The sequence below is a fragment of the Lactobacillus amylovorus DSM 20531 genome (assembly GCF_002706375.1).
Lineage (GTDB): Bacteria > Bacillota > Bacilli > Lactobacillales > Lactobacillaceae > Lactobacillus > Lactobacillus amylovorus.
On sequence record NZ_CP017706.1, the window covers coordinates 1,100,713 to 1,117,218 of the forward strand.

Here is a 16,506-nt window from a genome sequence, read left to right on the forward strand (position 1 = left end):
TCTACGCTCTCTCCATCTATTGGTAGTAAAATATTCTCATAGATTATGGAGGTATGAAACTATGCTTTCACTTTTGTTAACAATTTTCTTGATTTGGCTTTTCTTCAAGTTGGGGGTTGGCTTAATCAAGATTTTCGGCTTCTTACTCATTGCCGGATTGATTTTCGTATTTTGCGCATACTTGCTCATCCCATTCCTGGCTCTGGTAGCCGTGGGTGGATTGTTGTTTGCGGCAATAAGATAATTTAATTGAATAAAAATAAAGAGGCCTTTCGGCCTCTTTTTTACATGCTCTTCAAATTTTTAACAATCAATTTAGCTAATATCTCATAGCCTGCATCCCCAAAGTGCAAACCATCATTTTTCATTCCTTGGGCAGTCTTCTTGATGTCCCCTGCATCTAGCATCGCCTGACATAAATTCGCATATCTAAAACGATATTCCTGAGCTACTTCTTCGACTGCTTTGGCATATTTTTCTACTAAAGCATTATCGCGCACAAGCTGCTTTTCCTCATCAACGGCGGGTGGCGAAACAAGCAAAACATGTGGCGGATAATATGCACAAATTATCGCTGAACAAATCAATTCCATATTTTGCTTAAATTGCGTTAACGGTACCTGCTTATGCGTTGCCAGATCATTAGTCCCAAGTAAAATTACCAAGTTATCGCACTTTTTCACGCTCAAAACTAATTCATTAAGTCTTGCAAAAAACGCACCTGAATTGATCCCCGACACTGCAGTATTTTCAATTTCTACGTCAGGTAACATCTTTTTTAAATTCCAGTTAATATGCGGCTCTTCTTTGCCTTCATTGCGTGCGATGATGCTATCGCCTGTCAGTAATAATCTCATTTTAGAACTGCCTTCTTCTTACTCTTTTTAGTTGGCTTAATGCCTAAAACATCCAAGAAGAAAGTAAAGATTGGCACACCTACGATCAAGCCCCAGGTGCCCCAGAAATGTTCTGCCACAAGCAAAACCAAGAATGTGTAGAAAATTGGTAATTCAGTCTTGCTGGCCATGAACTTAGGATTTAAGACATAGGCTTCAACGGCGTGAATAATCATGATCATAATGAAAATGTAAATCACGTAGCGAATGCCGCCTACTGAGTAGCCCACAATACTTAGCGGAATCAGTGAAATGATTACACCAGCAACTGGAACCAAACTCAAAATGAAGACCATCAAACCTAAGGCGACAATCTGTGGCATTCTCATTATAGCCAAACCGATCATTGTCAAAGCTGTGTTACAAATCGCAATAAAGAATTGGGCCTCAAGCACTACACCAAAGGTATTGGTAAATTTTTTACCGAAGCAACGAATATCTTCAAAGAGCCACTTCAAGTAGCCGCTTTTAACGAATAAACTAGAGAATTCTCTCATCTTCTTTAATTCAATCGTGTAAAAGAAACTTAAGATCAGTGACATAAATGTCGCGATGGTCAGCGTGCCAATATTAGTAGCAGTGTGAAAGGCAAAAGTCATAGCGTGCTTTGCCTGTTCAATCAACTCACCTTTACTAATGTAACGCGTTACGTACGACATCAAACGCGACGATTCATCGCTTTCATAAAATGCCATAACGGACTTCACCATCTTACTGATTTGCACCACCAGCATGGGCAAGTAAACCGTTATAACGAAATACAATAGCGCCAGAATTATCAGATACGTGACTACAACTATTATCCCTGTCGGCATCTTAGGAATGTAGCGCTGTACTAAACGAATCAGGTGCACGATTACGTAAGTAAAAATAAATGTTAACAGAATCGTATTCATCATTGCCCGCATCTCGTACAAACAAGCTACGATTAACAAAAATACGACAACTCTACGCAATGGCACATTGTCTTTAAATTTTTGCCAAGCTGTATTCATGAATCAAACCTCGCTTTTTCCATTATTTTTGATTGTAACATGATAATTTTCTATATTTTTTGCTTTCTAAAGCTATACCACATTTTATCTAAAATTTTTTCTAATTTATTAGCCCTATTCTGATGGGATTTGCAGTTTACAAATCAATGCTATCCGCGATAATTTTCTACAAACCACAAGATATTGTGGTACATTTAGATATGTGCTTATACATAATGTGTTTTGTGAAACAATAATAATCTTTTAGGAGTGAAAAACATGACATCTACTAGAATTGAACTAGATCAAAACTTTATTGATCAAGTGAAACATGAAATCAAACCTCACTGGGGTGAACTTGGCTGGGTAACCTATAAGAGAACTTATGCCCGTTGGCTTCCTGATCAAGATCGTTCAGAAAACTGGGATGAGACAGTTAAGCGTGTGATCGAAGGTAACATCAACCTTGATCCACGTCTAAAAGACTCTCCCTCTAAAGAAGTTATCAGCGAATTGACCAATGAAGCTAAACGATTATTCCGTTTAGTTTATGGCTTATCAGCTACCCCTTCAGGTCGTAACCTTTGGATTTCAGGAACCGATTATCAAAAACGGACTGGCGATTCATTAAACAACTGCTGGTTCATCGCTATTCGTCCTCAAGAATATGGCGACAGTCACATCGTGCCTTCTTACGTTGATAAGAGAGAAAAAGCTGTCTCCATGCCTTTCTCCTTCCTATTCGATCAATTGATGAAAGGCGGCGGCGTTGGTTTTTCAGTTGTTAACGACAACATCAAGCAAATTCCTAAGGTTGATAACAAAATCGATTTAACTGTTGTAATCGATAAAAGCAGCAAGTCACACGATGCCTCAATCAAGGTTGGCGCCGTTGATAAAGTCGAATGGGAAAAGCAAAATCCAGATCAAGACGACGTGATTTACTACAGATTGCCTGATACTCGTGAAGGCTGGGTTCTTGCCAATGCCCGTTTAATTGATATGCACTTTAACCAAACCAATCCTGATCGAAAGACCAAATTAGTTTTGGACATTACTGACATTCGTCCATACGGTGCCAAGATCCATGGCTTCGGCGGTACTGCTTCAGGTCCAATGCCTTTAGTTGAAATGTTTATCGATATCAACAACGTCATTAATGCCCGCGCAGGTAAAAACTTGACTGCTGTTGATGCGACTGACATTTGTAACTTGATTGGTAAAACAGTTGTTGCCGGCAACGTTCGTCGTTCAGCTGAGCTTGCACTTGGTTCTAGCGACGACCAAGACTTTATCAAGATGAAGCAGGATAAGAAAAAGCTTTATCACCACCGTTGGGCTTCTAACAACAGTGTGGCCATTAATTCTAAGTTTAATAATTATGGTCCAATTGCTGACGGCATTTTGCATAATGGCGAGCCTGGTATCGTTAACTTAGATTTGTCACGCAACTATGGTCGTATTGTTGATGGCTATCAACCAGGAATTGACGATGACGTTGAAGGTACTAATCCTTGTGGCGAAATTTCTTTGGCAAATGGTGAGCCATGCAACTTGTTTGAGGTCTTCCCATACATCGCTGAAATGCAAGGCTGGGACTTAAAAGAGGCCTTCGCCTTAGCTACTCGTTTTGCTAAGAGAGTTACCTTTAGTCACTACGACTGGGAAATTTCACGTAAGATTATTCAAAAGAACCGCAGAATCGGTATTTCAATGTCTGGTATTCAAGACTGGCTGCTTAATGACTTGGGCCACAGAGTAGTCACTGGCTTTGAAGATGCCGTTGATGCAGAAACTGGTGAAAAGATTAAGAAACCAATCTATGATTCACAGGCAGTTGAAAGAGTGGATGGCTTATACAAGGCTGTAGTTGACGCAGATAAGGCCTACAGCAAGGAATTAGGCACCCACCCATCAATTAAGCACACCACAGTTAAACCATCTGGTACGGTGGCTAAATTGGCTGGTGTGTCAGAAGGGATGCACTTCCACTATGCTGGTTATTTGATTCAGAGAATTCGTTTCCAGGCTAGTGATCCATTGCTTCCAGCCTTAAGAGAATGCGGCTATCATACTGAACCAGATATTTACACTAAGAACACTATTTGCGTCGAATTTCCATTACGGGCTGCTCACGCCGATAGTAAAAACTTTGCTTCTGCCGGAACGGTTTCAATCGCGGAACAATTCGCGACCCAAGCATTCTTGCAAACATACTGGTCTGACAATGCCGTCAGCTGCACCATCACCTTCCAATCAGATGAAAGTGACGAAATTGCTCCACTTCTTCACCAATACAGACACACTATCAAATCAACTTCACTTCTTCCTTACTACGGTGGTTCACTCAAGCAAGCTCCAAAAGAGCCAATTGACAAGAAAACCTATAAAGAAAGAGCTGCTTTGATTACTGATGATGTTGAAGAAGTATTTGCAAAGCAAAATGATGATCAAAAGGGATTAGAAATTGTAGGACAAACCGACTGTGAAGGTGGAGCTTGCCCAATCAAGTAATTTATTAGGAGATAAAAATGAAGAACAAACACAAATTTAGTTTATTATTTACAATCGTTGCATTTTTAACTTTATTTTTGACGGGATGCTCAAATAATAGTTCAGCCACTGCCAAAAAGAGCTCTAACAATCAAATTACGGTTAACTACACCTTGAAACAAGGCAAGAAAACCGTAAGTGATAAATCCGTTAAGATTCCTAAGAAAAAGGCCAAGGTAATTACCGGTCTTAAGAAAGCATGGAAAGTGCAAGAAACTAAGGGCTTTATTACTTCAATCGATGGTAAAAAGCAAAACCCTAAGAAAAAGATTTATTGGACTTACACAATTAACGGCAAATGGGCAACCAAAGGTGCCGACAAACAAGCTGTTGCTAACAAGGATAAAGTTAAATTTACTCTAGACAAGGTGAAGTAATTTATGGTTACTGAGCGGCTGCAAATCAGACAAATCGCATTACTGGCCATGCTTACAGCAATGTGCGTGGTCTTGCGTATCTTCAAAATTATTCCTATTCCAAACGTACAACCAGTAACTGATATCTTGATGATTGTTACTCTTTATTTGGGTACCGGCTCAGGTATCATTTTAGCTGCTTTGACAATGTTGATTTCTAATATTTATTTGGGATTCGGCATTTGGACTATTCCCCAAATCTTAGCTTATGCTGGTTGTGTATTAACTGTAGCCTTTTTAAACAAAGTTACGCCACTGCAAAATCACTTTTGGTTACAGGTAGCTTTGGCCACCTTTTTAGGTTGGGAATACGGCTTTTTAGTCGACCTGGGGATGACTATTTTCGGTGGTTTGCCTGCTTTCATCGCTTACCTTGTTTCTAGCTTCGCCTTTGATACCTACCATGCAATTGGCAACTTTGCCTTCTACTTTGTTTTATATAAACCAATCACCAAAGCACTTGAAGCCTATCAACGGAGGATAATCTAATGACAATCAAAATCTACACTAAAGTTGGCGACAAAGGGTTAACCAAGCAGGTTACTGGTAAAATGGTGCCCAAATATGACCTGCAAATTGAAGCATTGGGCAATGTGGATGAGCTTCAATCATACCTTGGTGTGGTGATCGCCAACTTATCAAAGAATTGCCGGGAATTACGTGAAGAGCTGGAAAACGTTCAGCGTAATTTATACCAACTGCAAGCCGATATTGTCGTTAAGCACCATCATGAAATTAGTGAGAAAAATGTCACACAGTTAGAAGACCGCATTAATGAATTAACTCCTAAAATACCCACTATTCCTGAATTTATCTTGCCTGGTGGCAAGGTTACGGGTGCTAACTTACAATATGCTAGAACCGTTGCTAGACGTGCCGAAAGGTCTTTAGTCAAGTTGAGTTTAAATGAACAAAAATTAGACGATTGCGATTTGGAGTACATGAATCGCCTTTCCGATTACCTTTTCATCTTAGGACGCTACGCAAATGTACTTGATGGTTATACCGAAATAAAAAGCAAAGTGCGAGAAAAGAACCGTATTAATGGCTAAAAAAACACCGTTGCCGGATTAGGCAGCGGTGTTTTTGTTTGAGCGATTTTCTTTTTCAAGAATTGCTTTCTTTATTTCCATAAACTTAGGTGCATCCAAAACTCTTAATTTAGGGAAGCTCTTAAGCATACGTTTTTGGTTCCAACTTAAACGATTTGGTTTTAATTCGTCGTAGTGCTGAATAACTGAGTGATGCCAGTCGCCAACTTTAAGTCTGCCTTTCTCAGCCATTCTGCTTTCTACTCTGGATCTAACGCGTTCAATAAATTGGTTGATGTGATTGTCCCACATCTTGGTTGTAATATGGAATCTTTCGACACTGATTACAGTTAAGATTGTATCGATTCCCATAACTATCGTGATCCCTACGGCTAACCAACCATGCGTATCTCTTTCCTCAATATTGATAATCTTTTGTACAAATGGCTGGATAAATTTTACTAGTAGGATTACGCCGAAGCCCCAGAATAAGGAAATAACTGGCGCTACACGACCTTGGATGTTACCCCACAATTTTGAGTAATCCCATAATTTAAGATGGAAGAATTTTTCAAGGAATAAACTCGCGACATATTCGAAGACTGTCGCGACAATGATTCCGACGATAAATAGCAAGAAGATATTGTCTTGGACATCTTTAGTACAGATTAAGACTGTAGTAACTGCGAATCCATAGACTGGACAATACGGGCCAAACAAAAAGCCACGATATTCATAATGATGATCTTTGATCGAACAATATATTGTTTCCCATAACCAGCCAATAAAAGAATATGTAAAAAATAAAACAATAATTTCAGAAATAGTGTATGGCATCTTTATATTTCTCTTTCAATATACAAGCTTATATATCCATAATAAGTGAAAGAGAGTAATTTGGCTATCGAAAATATAGATTTTATTAACTATCTACTTTTCCTTTTTTAAGCCCAATGTAAGGGCACCCACAATTAGAGCAAATAAACCGATGATAGACAAGAAAAGTGATGCAGATTCGCCTGCTTTAGGAAGGCTAGCTGAAGAAGTTCTATTTCTGTGTCGATTATGCTTTTTGAAACTAACTTCTTTTAGATCATCATCGTCTAAAATTTTATCTGCGACAGTTTTGAAGTCTTTATCGCTATGTCTAACCCTAGTTGCTTTAGGTGTACTAATTGTAGTTGGCTGATTATCCAAGCCTGTTAAACCCGTTACTGGGAGCTTTAATTCTTTATTTCCTGATTCAGTGTCTGCTTTTTCTTCTCTTCTTCCATCAGCATTTCGAGCCACCAGCATCTCACTTCCGTCTGTCCTTCTAATTCGCGTAGCTTTTTCCCAATATCTATACCTCTTTGTATTCTTCTTTCCAGTCTCTTGCGTCTCGAGAAGTTTGCCAAAAATGCTTGTAATCTCTTCATCTTGAATTTTTCCTCCATAAATATTTTGATTAGTTGTTTCGTCAGTTAATTTGTAGCTAACAGCTACCTGATTCACAGCGCCAAGTGCAGCATAATCCTTAACTTGAGTGGCATAGCTGATACTAATCGGACCACGATATTTTTTACCATCTAAAGTTAGCGTTAAATTATTTTGATTAATCTTTGGATTTTCTTTATCAAACTTAATTTCATGGTTTGCGACTTGGACCTTTAAAGATTTTTCATTCAAAATTAAACCTTCAGGTATAGCATTTTCCACTACAACTTGATCATATTCTGCCTTTTTTGGATCAATCTTGATTTCCCAGGAAATATTGTCTTGATCAAAAATTCCGTTAATATCAACAGAGCTAATTTCTTCTACAGGATTATTTTGTCCTACTACATGAAGAAACTTAGTTACATCACCCGCTTGGATAAACAAGGTCTGACCTCTTTCAGATTTGTTTTTAACTTGCAGATCAAAATCAATTTGAGCAGTTACATTTTCAAAATCCTCTATATTGTCATTGAATAAGACAACTACGCCATCTTGATCAACAACATATTGACCTACTTCATGATCTCTACCTGCTTCATCCTGAATTACGAGTCTATTATTTTCTTTAATCCCTTGAAGCGATGCACCACCTACATTTTCCCACGTAATTTTCATCAGACTGTTAGCAGTAAAAGCCTGTCTTCTATCACTAAACTTGGCCTGCACATGCACAAAATCATCGTTAAACTTGGCTCTCTTTTTATCAACCTTGAGTGAGACAAAATTATCGCTCACATCCATCACGGCTGCCTGAACGGTTCTTACTCCTTGGGCAAAGGATAAAAAACAAAAGAAAGCAATGCCTACAAGAATCTTTCTCATTTTTCCCTCCGTACAACTTTTTTGTTATTTGAAATTATACGGGGATAAACTTGTAGAACAATGCTTTCTTCAATGGAAAAATACACTTTTACAGTTTTGTCGCAATTTAGCAAACAAAACTGCTTTTTTGTTTATTCAATAAACAAAGACTTATCAAAAAAAGCCCACCTTTTGGGTGGACCTTCAAAATTAATAATTTAATCTGATTTGTAATGAACCTGTTTCTACACAGTCGCCCAAGCACTTCATTGCAGCATCGTATGTGGACTTAGCTGTCTTATCGTTAGCCTCTTGAAGTTTCTTTTGCAATTTTTCACCGTCAAGATCTTGGACTTCTTGATCAGTTTCAAGTAAAACATGACGACCAGCAGCTAAAGTACTTTGTTTCATCTCTTCAATTGAAGCACTGTAGCGGAATGGGTGCTCGTCAGCAATTGTTGTAATTGCATGAGTAAGCCAGTACATATCTTGAATATCGAAATGTTCCTTAGTATCGCGATAAGTACTTGGAGTATCAAGAATATTGGTGTAGTAAGGAGCAATACCATTGAAGGCATTTGGACCAAAGGCTACCCATTGAACACCAGCGATTTTTTCTGGAACGTTGTTTCTAATTTGCAAGATTGATAATTCTTGGTTACGTTGAAAACCAATTGGACGGAAGGCATGACGGTCTGCGTCTGTACCCTCTAAGCCATATGGATCGTACTTAGTGTGTTGATAACGTGAAGACAATGCATACTTAAAGTCTTCAATAGTAAGCAAGTGTTCAGGCTTTTTTGCAAATGGTAATTCTGGATCGTCTGGTTCACGAACATCACTTGGGTTAAACAACTTTTGAATATACCATTCACGTGGAATGTTGTATTCATAGTCTGAATCGTCATGGCTACCAAAAATATGACGCAAATTGTATGGATTGCCTTGATGATCGATGTCTAAATAATTATCTTTGATCATCTTTTCCAAATCGGCAGAAGCCATTGTGTCGTCGCTATTAAAGTCAAAGTCGGTAATACTGAACCAGTTAGGTGCAGCAACGTAGCAGTCATCAGGCACACGTTTTGCGGCCCAGTGGTGGCCACCGATTGTTTCCATGTACCAAACTTCGTCCTTATCTGAAAAGGCAACACCGTTTGATTCATAGGTACCATACTTTTCAAGGTATTTACCTAAAAGCTTTACCCCTTCACGAGCTGAATAAATATATGGCAAAACGATGGTAACAAAATCTTCTTCACCGATACCCTTTTTATTCATTGGATCCACGCCCAAAACACGTGAATTAGTGGTGCTAGTTTCAGTAGCTGACATAGCAACGTTTGCGGCATTGATGCCGGCTTCACCCCACCAGCCCATCTTCTTCATGGTTGATTCAAGTTCAGGCACAGCGGTGTAACGCATTGGATCACTTGGCAGATCTACCTTGCATTTTGAAGTTACGGATTGATATTCCTTAGGTTGCTTATCTGGCGTTACAACGATGAAACGCTTAGGGTTAAAAGCGTGACCGTAGTCTTCATTTCTAGCAACTAGAGTTGAACCGTCGGTAGTAGCTTTTTTACCGGCTAAAATTGTTGTACATGGCATAATTGATTCCTCCTATAATTTGTTTCTTATCCTTATTGTAAAACTTTTATAGGTTAAATTATTTTAGTTTTATTTAGTCAAAGCTAAAAGATTACAAAATAATGCTGCTAAAATATCTTTAAGATCAAACAACAGAGGATAAAGTCATGCTATACGTCGGACAAACATATTCAACATCAATCCAAGCTAAGAAATACGCAGAAAAAACTTCTAATAATATTTTAGAAATTAATGATTCCGCACAAAATAATTATTATAACCAAACTCACTTAGGCAGCAGTCCTAAAAACTATAATAATCAGCGCGGTATTACACAATATGGTGATCAAGAATGCATCATAATATCTAGCACTAATCACATTAGAAGTGACGCTTATAATCCATGGGAAGATGAATTTAATGAAGATATCGGCTACATATATTATTACAGCGATAACAAAACAGCAGATAAAGATCCAGCAACTACAACTGGCAATAAACGACTACTCGAACAGTTCAAATTAAGTCACAGTAATGATCCTAAAGAAAGAGCCAAAGCTATTCCAATTTTATTTTTTGAAAGTAAAAAACAAGGCGAACGAACTTTTCACGGATATGGCACAGTTGAATCAAGTCAACTACCCTAGACTGAAGTCTAGGGCTTAGTGGCTCGTTAGCTTGCGCTAACTAGAACACCAACTTGCTTAGATACGGACTTGACTTACCAGCAATAGTCTTTTGACTATTGCCGATAGAGGTCGTCTAATTACCAAAGCCTTTTAAGTCCGCGAGTTGCTAACGGACTGCAGCCTTTCTAGGCTGCTTTTTTTATTTTAGGATTTTGCCACTTGCTTAATCCTTTTTCTAAGATGTTCACTGCCGCATTCCAATCACGAATATGGAGCATTCGACAAATTGGACAAGTCCACTCCCGATCCTTAAGGGTTAATTTCTTATAACCATTTTGGCCCATAATACTGCCACAAGCATGACAGCGTTGAGTAGTATATTTAGGATCAATTGTTAGAAATTCTTTACCATATAGATCTGCCTTATAAGCCAGCATATTCAGGAAACTACGCCAGCCGACATCAGAAATTGATTGCGACAAGGCATGATTCTTTAACAGGTTTCTGTTTCTTAATTCCTCGGCAACTACTAAATCGTGGTTTTTGATTAGTGCAGTTGAGAGTACTTGTAAAAAGTCATTACGCTGTCTTCTGATCTTATCGTGCAGTTTAGCGACTATTAGACGCTGTTTTTGATAGTTTTTTGCTAGCCGCAAATTGCGTCCTTCTTTTTTAGCCCGGCGCTGCCTGCGAGACAAGACACGTTGGGCATGGGCCAGCTTCTTTTTGGTTTTGCGATAAAATCGTGGATTAGCGACCATTGCTCCGTTAGATGCTGTTAGGAAGTTATCTAAATTGAGGTCAATGCCAATTTGACTTTGTGTTTTAGGTAATTCCTTAACAAAAGCAGTATCGCTGCCTAATTGCATAGACAGGTAGAATTGGTCATCAGCGGTCTTTTTTATCGTGACTGTGCCAATTCTAGTTGGAATCTGCTTAAGCAAGCGCTCTTTAATCAGTTTTCTAAAACCAGCAATGCGGACAATTCCCAGCTTAGGCAATTTAATATGTTTAGCATCAATAAATCTAGCTGTCCCGTTATCAAGATAGGCTTCTGACTGCTTAGGATATTGACAGTTGGTCTGATATGACCAGTCGCTGCGTTTTTTGTGAAAAGTCGGAATTCCATAACCAATCTTGCGATAGTTGTTCCAAGCTTTCTGATAATTTTGAATGGCGTTGGCAATAGCGAGGCTATCAATTTCTTTAACACGCAAAAAGCTATAATTATCACGAATATTCCTTGGCTTATCCAATAGTTCGCTATTAGTGACTACTTCTTCTGCCAACCTAGTCTCATAATTATTAAGAATAGAAAAGGCAAAAGGCATTGCTTGATATTGTCTAACAGCTAAGTAGTGCTTAGCATGATAATTGCTTCGATTGCGTCCTACATAAGAGTTGTAAACAAAGCGCTGCGCATCATAGTTTAGCTTGATGATTTTCTTTTGCTTAGAACTAGGATAAAAGCGAAGCTTAACACCAAAATGATAGGCTAAACTGCTCATTCTTTTCATGTATTTCACCTCCTCATAGATTAGATATTTATATTTTACAGGATAAGCGAACATATGTCTCTATTTTTAGAATAAAAAAAGCTGACTGCTAGGTCAGCTTGGCCCTATCCATCCCCGCATTAAAATACGGGGATTTTCGGGCGTTTTTCATTAAATTAGTCACTCAGTATAGCGGCTCCAATAAGAATAAAACTTATTTTTCAAACTATCTTTTTACATTCTGTGTTTTTTCTCTTAAAAAGGAACAAGAAGGCTTCAATTGGGATTGGATCGATGCCAGAAGAGAAAAAGATAAATTCGCTCCTTGTTTAGCACCAAAAGAATGGCAAGAGTGGATTAAAGATGGCGATTTTAATAAAATTAGACGTCACGTTTACGGTCGAAGTACTGCCAACAAAAAGGAACAACTACCTACACCTGGTAGTAAGTTAGATATAATTCTCCAAAAAATATATTCTCACTATCAAAATAATCCTTTTGGTTTTGAATACTTAGCTAAAGATGTAACTCGCCTGTTAATCGAGGACTCTGGCACTATCTGCCACGATGGTTGGGTTACTAAGGCATCTGGAGATGGCGGATATGATTACGTACTAAGAATTGATATTGGAAATCATGGCTTAAGCCAAGTTAGACAGGTAGTTCTCGGACAAGCTAAATGCTACGAAAGAAATAATGGAGTTAGTGGCAAAGATGTTGATCGAATTATTGCAAGATTAAAGAGAGGATGGCTTGCAGCATTTGTAACAACTTCTTATTTTACTAATGCCACTCAACAAGAGATTCTAGAAGATAACTATCCTATCTTGCTAATCACAGGTAAGCAAGTTGCTGAAATTGTTAATAAAGAACTCTATCGTAAAAATATTAGTTTAGACAAATATCTTAAATCCTTAAATATGGAACAAGAATATAAAAATCCAGAAGATATTTTAAAAGAAGAATAATATCAAAACACCTCATAATTACCAAACGTCAATCTAGTAGCTATGAGGTGTTTTATTAGTTTTTCTTTTTCCTATTCTTTATAAAAATCGAGGATCGTTAGGATCAAAGCCGGTTTTATCCTTCTCAGTAATTGGACGAATAACTTTAGCAGGTACACCTGCCGCAATCACATTTGCTGGAATATCATGAGTCACAACACTGCCGGCACCAATAATTGTATTGTCGCCAATCGTTACACCGTGGGTTATTGATACGCATGCACCTATCCAGCAGCGATTACCAATCCTGATCGGCTTAGCAATGCATCCCCCAAGCTTTCTCTCCTTAGCATCAAAAAGGTGATTGCTAGTGTACATACCAACTTTTGGTGCAAGCAAAACATCGTCACCAATCGTTACTGGTGCACCGTCCAAGATTACGCAGTCATAATTGGCATAAAAATTATCACCAACATGAATATTTTGCCCAAATTCACAACGGAAATTTGGATTAACAAATAGTGTTTTACCAGCACTACCAAAAAGTTTTCTGATCAGTTCTTCTTTTTTAGCCGAATTATTTTCAGCATTCAACTTATTAGTATCTTCGGTAGCCTTGTTTCTTGCTTCAATTAACAATGGATCCAAGTCATTGTAAGGCTTGCCTGTTGCCATATATGCGAATTTTTCTTTTAAAGTCATCTTTTTTCTCCTTGAGGATAAATTGTGTATATTTATTATAAAATCATTCTCTATAATATTAGTTAATACGTATTTATTACGAGGAGAAAAAATGAGTAACAAACAAACTATGATTAACAAGCGTGAAATTAAAGCAAGAGTAAGATTTTTCAGACCAAGTCAATAAACTATTTTAGAAAAGGAAACACACTATGTCTGAAAAATTAATCGAAACTATTATCACAAAAAATGATTTTAAGGCTGCTTTTGACAATTTAGGTGTCAAAAGTACAGATGCTTGCATGGTTCATACTGCCATGAGTAAGTTTCAATATTTACCCGGTGGGCCTAAAACAATTGTTAGAGCACTTGAAGAAACTTTATCCGTTGGCACACTAATGATGCCGTCACAGGTTTCAACGAATTGTGATCCAGCAACTTGGGAGTATCCACCCGTTCGTCAAGATTTAATTCAGGTGGTTAGAGATAATATGCCACCATATGATCCAAGGACCTCAGCTACAGAAGGTCTGGGCATAACGCCAGAATACTTTAGGAATTTACCTGATGTAGTTCGCAGCACGCATCCCTATTTGCCAGTTGCTATCTGGGGTAAAAATGCGGCTGAAATTGCCGCACGTCAGCCTTTAAACCTGCCATATGGGATCAACAGTCCACTTGATTATTTGTACAAGAACGATGGCAAAATTATTTTCTTAGGTACCGATTACGAAACCTGCACAATGCTTCACTACGCAGAATCTACGATTCATCGCAAAACTGAAACCTGTTCTGCAGCAACCAGTATCGACCAAGATGGAAAAACGATTTGGACAAATTATCAAAACATAGATTTAGATTCTTATGACGATTTCAACGAATTAGGTGAAGCTTTTGAAAAAGAATTTCCTAATGAAGTTAAAGCACAAAAATTAGGTCAAGGAATTATCAAAGTAATCAACAGCAAATCCTTGATCGATTTTGCCCGTCAATGGTTTAATAAAAAAGATCATCAATTTGGTAATGCAGTAGATTAACGAAGATCAAAAAGAGCAACACGAGATTCTTTCTCATGTTGCTCTTCTTTATTTTCTATTCTTTTTGCGCAGCTCCACTTTCCGCATCTGGCTTGACTTCATCAGTTTTTGAATAATCAAAATCGTCAAGAGTTACCGCACCATCTTCATAGTGCTTTCCATGACGCTCTTCAACCGGTATCCCTAAAGCAATTGACCATTCCTTTGTTTCTCTTAGTTTATATTTTCTTGCTTTCTTTTTAAAACAATAAGCCAAATTAGATAGCCAATAATGACAGGAATTGCAAAAATTAGCCAGATCAGCAAAGTTATTTCTTTTAATTGAGCCGTCTGAGCTACTCCTGCTCCGTCAACATTCCTAAACCAGATAATTGCTGCAATTGCTATCCAGACCAGCAATACAATTAATCCGCTAGTTTTCCATGCTTTCATAATTCTCCTCCAAGAAAATTGTGCTATTAATAAATGTTTTAGTTATAATACAAAAAAGATCTGATTTTTGGCTCTATAATTTTTCCTGTTGATGACTTATCTATATGATAAGCTGTTAACAGGATTTTTTATTGCAAAAAAGAGGACATAGTCCTCTTCAATAAAAATCGTTTCCACACAAATTCTTATAAATAAAGGTGATCTCTATGTCCTCTCTTAATCATTGTATTAAATTCGAGCTTGATGTTAAAGACGAAAATATCGTTTTTAAAGATTATTTCTATAAATCGATCAAACTGCAAAAGCATAAAATCTATGAAGCTGAATTGCTTCAACCTGTTTGTCCTTTCTGCGGCTCCCTAGATCTCTTACACAATGGCCATTTGATTACCAACATTCACTATCCGACAGCTAATGCAAGTTTACCGGTCATTATCAGATTAGCTAAGCAACGAGTTAAATGTCGCGCTTGTGAGCGCTGGTCTATGGCTCAGTCTGAATTGGTAAATAAATACTGTTCTATTTCTAATGCCTCTAAGCTTAAAGTATTGTCAGCTTTAACTGAAGATCGATCTATGACCAGCATTGCCAGAGAAAACAATATTTCAATTAATACTGTTCAAAGAGTACTGGGTAACTGTTCACACCGGTTTATTGACAGCTACGAATATTTGCCAGCTCATTTAGCTTTTGATGAGTTTAAAGGAGTCGACCGCCAGCTGCACTTTATCTGCCTGGATGGTGATAATCATCAAGTCGTTCAGATTCTTAGAACTCGCTACAAGAAGACGCTGCTTAAGTATTTTGGTCGTTTCTCGCCCCAAGCTAGAGCTAACGTTAAAACGGTCACGATGGATCTTAATTTTTACTATCAAGATATCGTTAGAGCTTGTTTTCCTAATGCACAGATTGTCATTGATCGTTTTCACATGATTCAAATGCTTACGCGCTCATTCAACTCGCTGAGGGTCCAAGTCATGAAGACCTTTGATAAAAGATCGCGGCAATATCAGCTGCTTAAGTCTCCTTGGAAATTATACTTGAAGAAGTTTGATGAACTTGAAAAAGTTCATCCTCACTATAACTGGCACTACAAAGACTGCTTAACTCAAGCCCAAGTAGTTACAGAAGGCATCAATACCAGCACTACCTTAGAGAATTCATATAACCTGATGCAAAGCTTTATTCAAGCCGTTGAAACGGGCAATACTCATGAGCTCAAATTATTAATCAACTGCCAAGATCAAATTGGGACTTTAATGCACAAAACACTATTGACCTTTAAACATAACCTAAAAGCTGTGCTTAATGGAGCAAAACTGCCTTATTCTAACGGCTGCCTTGAAGGGTTCAACCGCAAGATCAAACAAATTGAACGAACAGCTTTTGGCTATTCTAATTTTACTAATCTCTTAACCAGAATTCGTTTGGAAGAAAATCTGTACAAAGAAAACATACTAATCTAGTGTTGGATTATGAATCGACGGATTCATGATCTGGCACTTTTTATTTTGTCTAAAATAGAAAGTGAAGATAAAGCAAAT

General features: G+C 37.9%; 18 protein-coding genes. 9 read left to right on the top strand and 9 right to left on the bottom strand.

Going from position 1 to position 16,506, the window contains the following annotated elements; genetic code table 11:
• Positions 1–61 precede the first annotated feature (61 nt).
• On the top strand, positions 62–244 hold the full coding sequence (locus tag LA20531_RS05725; RefSeq protein WP_013436886.1) for a hypothetical protein: 183 nt from the start codon (positions 62–64) through the stop codon (positions 242–244).
• A gap of 40 nt (positions 245–284) precedes the next feature.
• Here LA20531_RS05725 and LA20531_RS05730 read toward each other — a convergent pair whose 3' ends face one another.
• The gene (locus tag LA20531_RS05730; protein WP_056940306.1) at positions 285–857 is read right to left on the bottom strand and encodes an SGNH/GDSL hydrolase family protein; all 573 of its coding nucleotides are present in this window, start codon (positions 855–857) and stop codon (positions 285–287) included.
• A complete protein-coding gene (locus LA20531_RS05735; RefSeq protein WP_056940307.1) occupies positions 854–1,891 on the bottom strand; it encodes an AI-2E family transporter in 1,038 nt (345 codons plus the stop codon). Before LA20531_RS05735 ends, LA20531_RS05730 begins: the two co-directional genes overlap by 4 nt.
• Positions 1,892–2,149: 258 nt before the next feature.
• Here LA20531_RS05735 and nrdJ point away from each other — a divergent pair, with 258 nt between their 5' ends.
• Genes nrdJ through LA20531_RS05755 form a run of 4 tightly spaced genes read left to right on the top strand, consistent with a single transcriptional unit; the run spans position 2,150 to position 5,891 of the window.
• On the top strand, positions 2,150–4,384 hold the full coding sequence (gene nrdJ, locus LA20531_RS05740; RefSeq protein WP_056940308.1) for a ribonucleoside-triphosphate reductase, adenosylcobalamin-dependent: 2,235 nt from the start codon (positions 2,150–2,152) through the stop codon (positions 4,382–4,384).
• Positions 4,385–4,401: 17 nt separating this feature from the next.
• On the top strand, positions 4,402–4,800 hold the full coding sequence (locus tag LA20531_RS05745) for a DUF4430 domain-containing protein (protein ID WP_056940309.1): 399 nt from the start codon (positions 4,402–4,404) through the stop codon (positions 4,798–4,800).
• A 3-nt stretch (positions 4,801–4,803) separates the two neighbouring features.
• Positions 4,804–5,328: an ECF transporter S component gene (locus tag LA20531_RS05750; RefSeq protein ID WP_056940310.1), complete on the top strand. Its 525-nt coding sequence runs from the start codon at positions 4,804–4,806 to the stop codon at positions 5,326–5,328.
• A complete protein-coding gene (locus tag LA20531_RS05755) occupies positions 5,328–5,891 on the top strand; it encodes a cob(I)yrinic acid a,c-diamide adenosyltransferase (protein ID WP_025015541.1) in 564 nt (187 codons plus the stop codon). The genes LA20531_RS05750 and LA20531_RS05755 overlap by 1 nt, the downstream gene beginning before the upstream one ends.
• An 18-nt stretch (positions 5,892–5,909) precedes the next feature.
• Here the strand turns inward: LA20531_RS05755 and LA20531_RS05760 are convergent, their stop codons facing one another.
• From LA20531_RS05760 to LA20531_RS05770, 3 genes are all read right to left on the bottom strand, one after another.
• Positions 5,910–6,707, bottom strand: coding sequence for a putative ABC transporter permease (locus tag LA20531_RS05760; RefSeq protein ID WP_056940311.1), 798 nt, complete (start codon positions 6,705–6,707; stop codon positions 5,910–5,912).
• 93 nt (positions 6,708–6,800) lie between these two features.
• Positions 6,801–8,171, bottom strand: a complete 1,371-nt coding sequence (locus LA20531_RS05765; protein ID WP_056940312.1) for an LPXTG cell wall anchor domain-containing protein — start codon at positions 8,169–8,171, stop codon at positions 6,801–6,803.
• Between the two features lie 189 nt (positions 8,172–8,360).
• Positions 8,361–9,761 carry a C69 family dipeptidase gene (locus LA20531_RS05770; RefSeq protein ID WP_056940313.1) on the bottom strand — a complete coding sequence of 467 codons (1,401 nt, stop codon included), beginning with the start codon at positions 9,759–9,761 and terminating at the stop codon, positions 8,361–8,363.
• 146 nt (positions 9,762–9,907) lie between these two features.
• Here LA20531_RS05770 and LA20531_RS05775 point away from each other — a divergent pair, with 146 nt between their 5' ends.
• Entirely contained in the window at positions 9,908–10,387 is a 480-nt protein-coding gene (locus LA20531_RS05775) for a hypothetical protein (protein ID WP_236704160.1), read from the top strand.
• Positions 10,388–10,554: 167 nt separating this feature from the next.
• On the opposite strand, the gene LA20531_RS05780 is transcribed toward LA20531_RS05775, so the two are convergent.
• The gene (locus LA20531_RS05780) at positions 10,555–11,886 is read right to left on the bottom strand and encodes an RNA-guided endonuclease InsQ/TnpB family protein (RefSeq protein WP_099202288.1); all 1,332 of its coding nucleotides are present in this window, start codon (positions 11,884–11,886) and stop codon (positions 10,555–10,557) included.
• Positions 11,887–11,984: 98 nt separating this feature from the next.
• Here LA20531_RS05780 and LA20531_RS05785 point away from each other — a divergent pair, with 98 nt between their 5' ends.
• Positions 11,985–12,833 carry a restriction endonuclease gene (locus tag LA20531_RS05785; RefSeq protein WP_236704199.1) on the top strand — a complete coding sequence of 283 codons (849 nt, stop codon included), beginning with the start codon at positions 11,985–11,987 and terminating at the stop codon, positions 12,831–12,833.
• A 78-nt stretch (positions 12,834–12,911) separates the two neighbouring features.
• On the opposite strand, the gene LA20531_RS05790 is transcribed toward LA20531_RS05785, so the two are convergent.
• Positions 12,912–13,514: a sugar O-acetyltransferase gene (locus LA20531_RS05790; protein ID WP_056940726.1), complete on the bottom strand. Its 603-nt coding sequence runs from the start codon at positions 13,512–13,514 to the stop codon at positions 12,912–12,914.
• Positions 13,515–13,705: 191 nt separating this feature from the next.
• Between LA20531_RS05790 and LA20531_RS05795 the strand changes: the two genes are divergently transcribed.
• The gene (locus LA20531_RS05795) at positions 13,706–14,530 is read left to right on the top strand and encodes an AAC(3) family N-acetyltransferase (protein ID WP_056940725.1); all 825 of its coding nucleotides are present in this window, start codon (positions 13,706–13,708) and stop codon (positions 14,528–14,530) included.
• 55 nt (positions 14,531–14,585) lie between these two features.
• Here LA20531_RS05795 and LA20531_RS05800 read toward each other — a convergent pair whose 3' ends face one another.
• Both LA20531_RS05800 and LA20531_RS05805 read right to left on the bottom strand, forming a co-directional pair.
• The gene (locus tag LA20531_RS05800; RefSeq protein ID WP_046434019.1) at positions 14,586–14,786 is read right to left on the bottom strand and encodes a hypothetical protein; all 201 of its coding nucleotides are present in this window, start codon (positions 14,784–14,786) and stop codon (positions 14,586–14,588) included.
• Positions 14,744–14,962: a DUF3923 family protein gene (locus LA20531_RS05805; protein WP_046434020.1), complete on the bottom strand. Its 219-nt coding sequence runs from the start codon at positions 14,960–14,962 to the stop codon at positions 14,744–14,746. Before LA20531_RS05805 ends, LA20531_RS05800 begins: the two co-directional genes overlap by 43 nt.
• A 206-nt stretch (positions 14,963–15,168) precedes the next feature.
• On the opposite strand from LA20531_RS05805, the gene LA20531_RS05810 reads away from it, so the two are divergent.
• Entirely contained in the window at positions 15,169–16,428 is a 1,260-nt protein-coding gene (locus LA20531_RS05810; RefSeq protein WP_056940724.1) for an ISL3 family transposase, read from the top strand.
• Positions 16,429–16,506 lie beyond the last annotated feature (78 nt).

Bases quoted from the DNA above. Each gene is read 5' to 3' on its own strand.
- LA20531_RS05725 (WP_013436886.1), top strand. From the start codon at position 62: ATGCTTTCACTTTTGTTAACAATTTTCTTGATTTGGCTTTTCTTCAAG.
- LA20531_RS05730 (WP_056940306.1), bottom strand. From the start codon at position 857: ATGAGATTATTACTGACAGGCGATAGCATCATCGCACGCAATGAAGGC.
- LA20531_RS05735 (WP_056940307.1), bottom strand. From the start codon at position 1,891: ATGAATACAGCTTGGCAAAAATTTAAAGACAATGTGCCATTGCGTAGA.
- nrdJ (WP_056940308.1), top strand. From the start codon at position 2,150: ATGACATCTACTAGAATTGAACTAGATCAAAACTTTATTGATCAAGTG.
- LA20531_RS05745 (WP_056940309.1), top strand. From the start codon at position 4,402: ATGAAGAACAAACACAAATTTAGTTTATTATTTACAATCGTTGCATTT.
- LA20531_RS05750 (WP_056940310.1), top strand. From the start codon at position 4,804: ATGGTTACTGAGCGGCTGCAAATCAGACAAATCGCATTACTGGCCATG.
- LA20531_RS05755 (WP_025015541.1), top strand. From the start codon at position 5,328: ATGACAATCAAAATCTACACTAAAGTTGGCGACAAAGGGTTAACCAAG.
- LA20531_RS05760 (WP_056940311.1), bottom strand. From the start codon at position 6,707: ATGCCATACACTATTTCTGAAATTATTGTTTTATTTTTTACATATTCT.
- LA20531_RS05765 (WP_056940312.1), bottom strand. From the start codon at position 8,171: ATGAGAAAGATTCTTGTAGGCATTGCTTTCTTTTGTTTTTTATCCTTT.
- LA20531_RS05770 (WP_056940313.1), bottom strand. From the start codon at position 9,761: ATGCCATGTACAACAATTTTAGCCGGTAAAAAAGCTACTACCGACGGT.
- LA20531_RS05775 (WP_236704160.1), top strand. From the start codon at position 9,908: ATGCTATACGTCGGACAAACATATTCAACATCAATCCAAGCTAAGAAA.
- LA20531_RS05780 (WP_099202288.1), bottom strand. From the start codon at position 11,886: ATGAAAAGAATGAGCAGTTTAGCCTATCATTTTGGTGTTAAGCTTCGC.
- LA20531_RS05790 (WP_056940726.1), bottom strand. From the start codon at position 13,514: ATGACTTTAAAAGAAAAATTCGCATATATGGCAACAGGCAAGCCTTAC.
- LA20531_RS05795 (WP_056940725.1), top strand. From the start codon at position 13,706: ATGTCTGAAAAATTAATCGAAACTATTATCACAAAAAATGATTTTAAG.
- LA20531_RS05805 (WP_046434020.1), bottom strand. From the start codon at position 14,962: ATGAAAGCATGGAAAACTAGCGGATTAATTGTATTGCTGGTCTGGATA.
- LA20531_RS05810 (WP_056940724.1), top strand. From the start codon at position 15,169: ATGTCCTCTCTTAATCATTGTATTAAATTCGAGCTTGATGTTAAAGAC.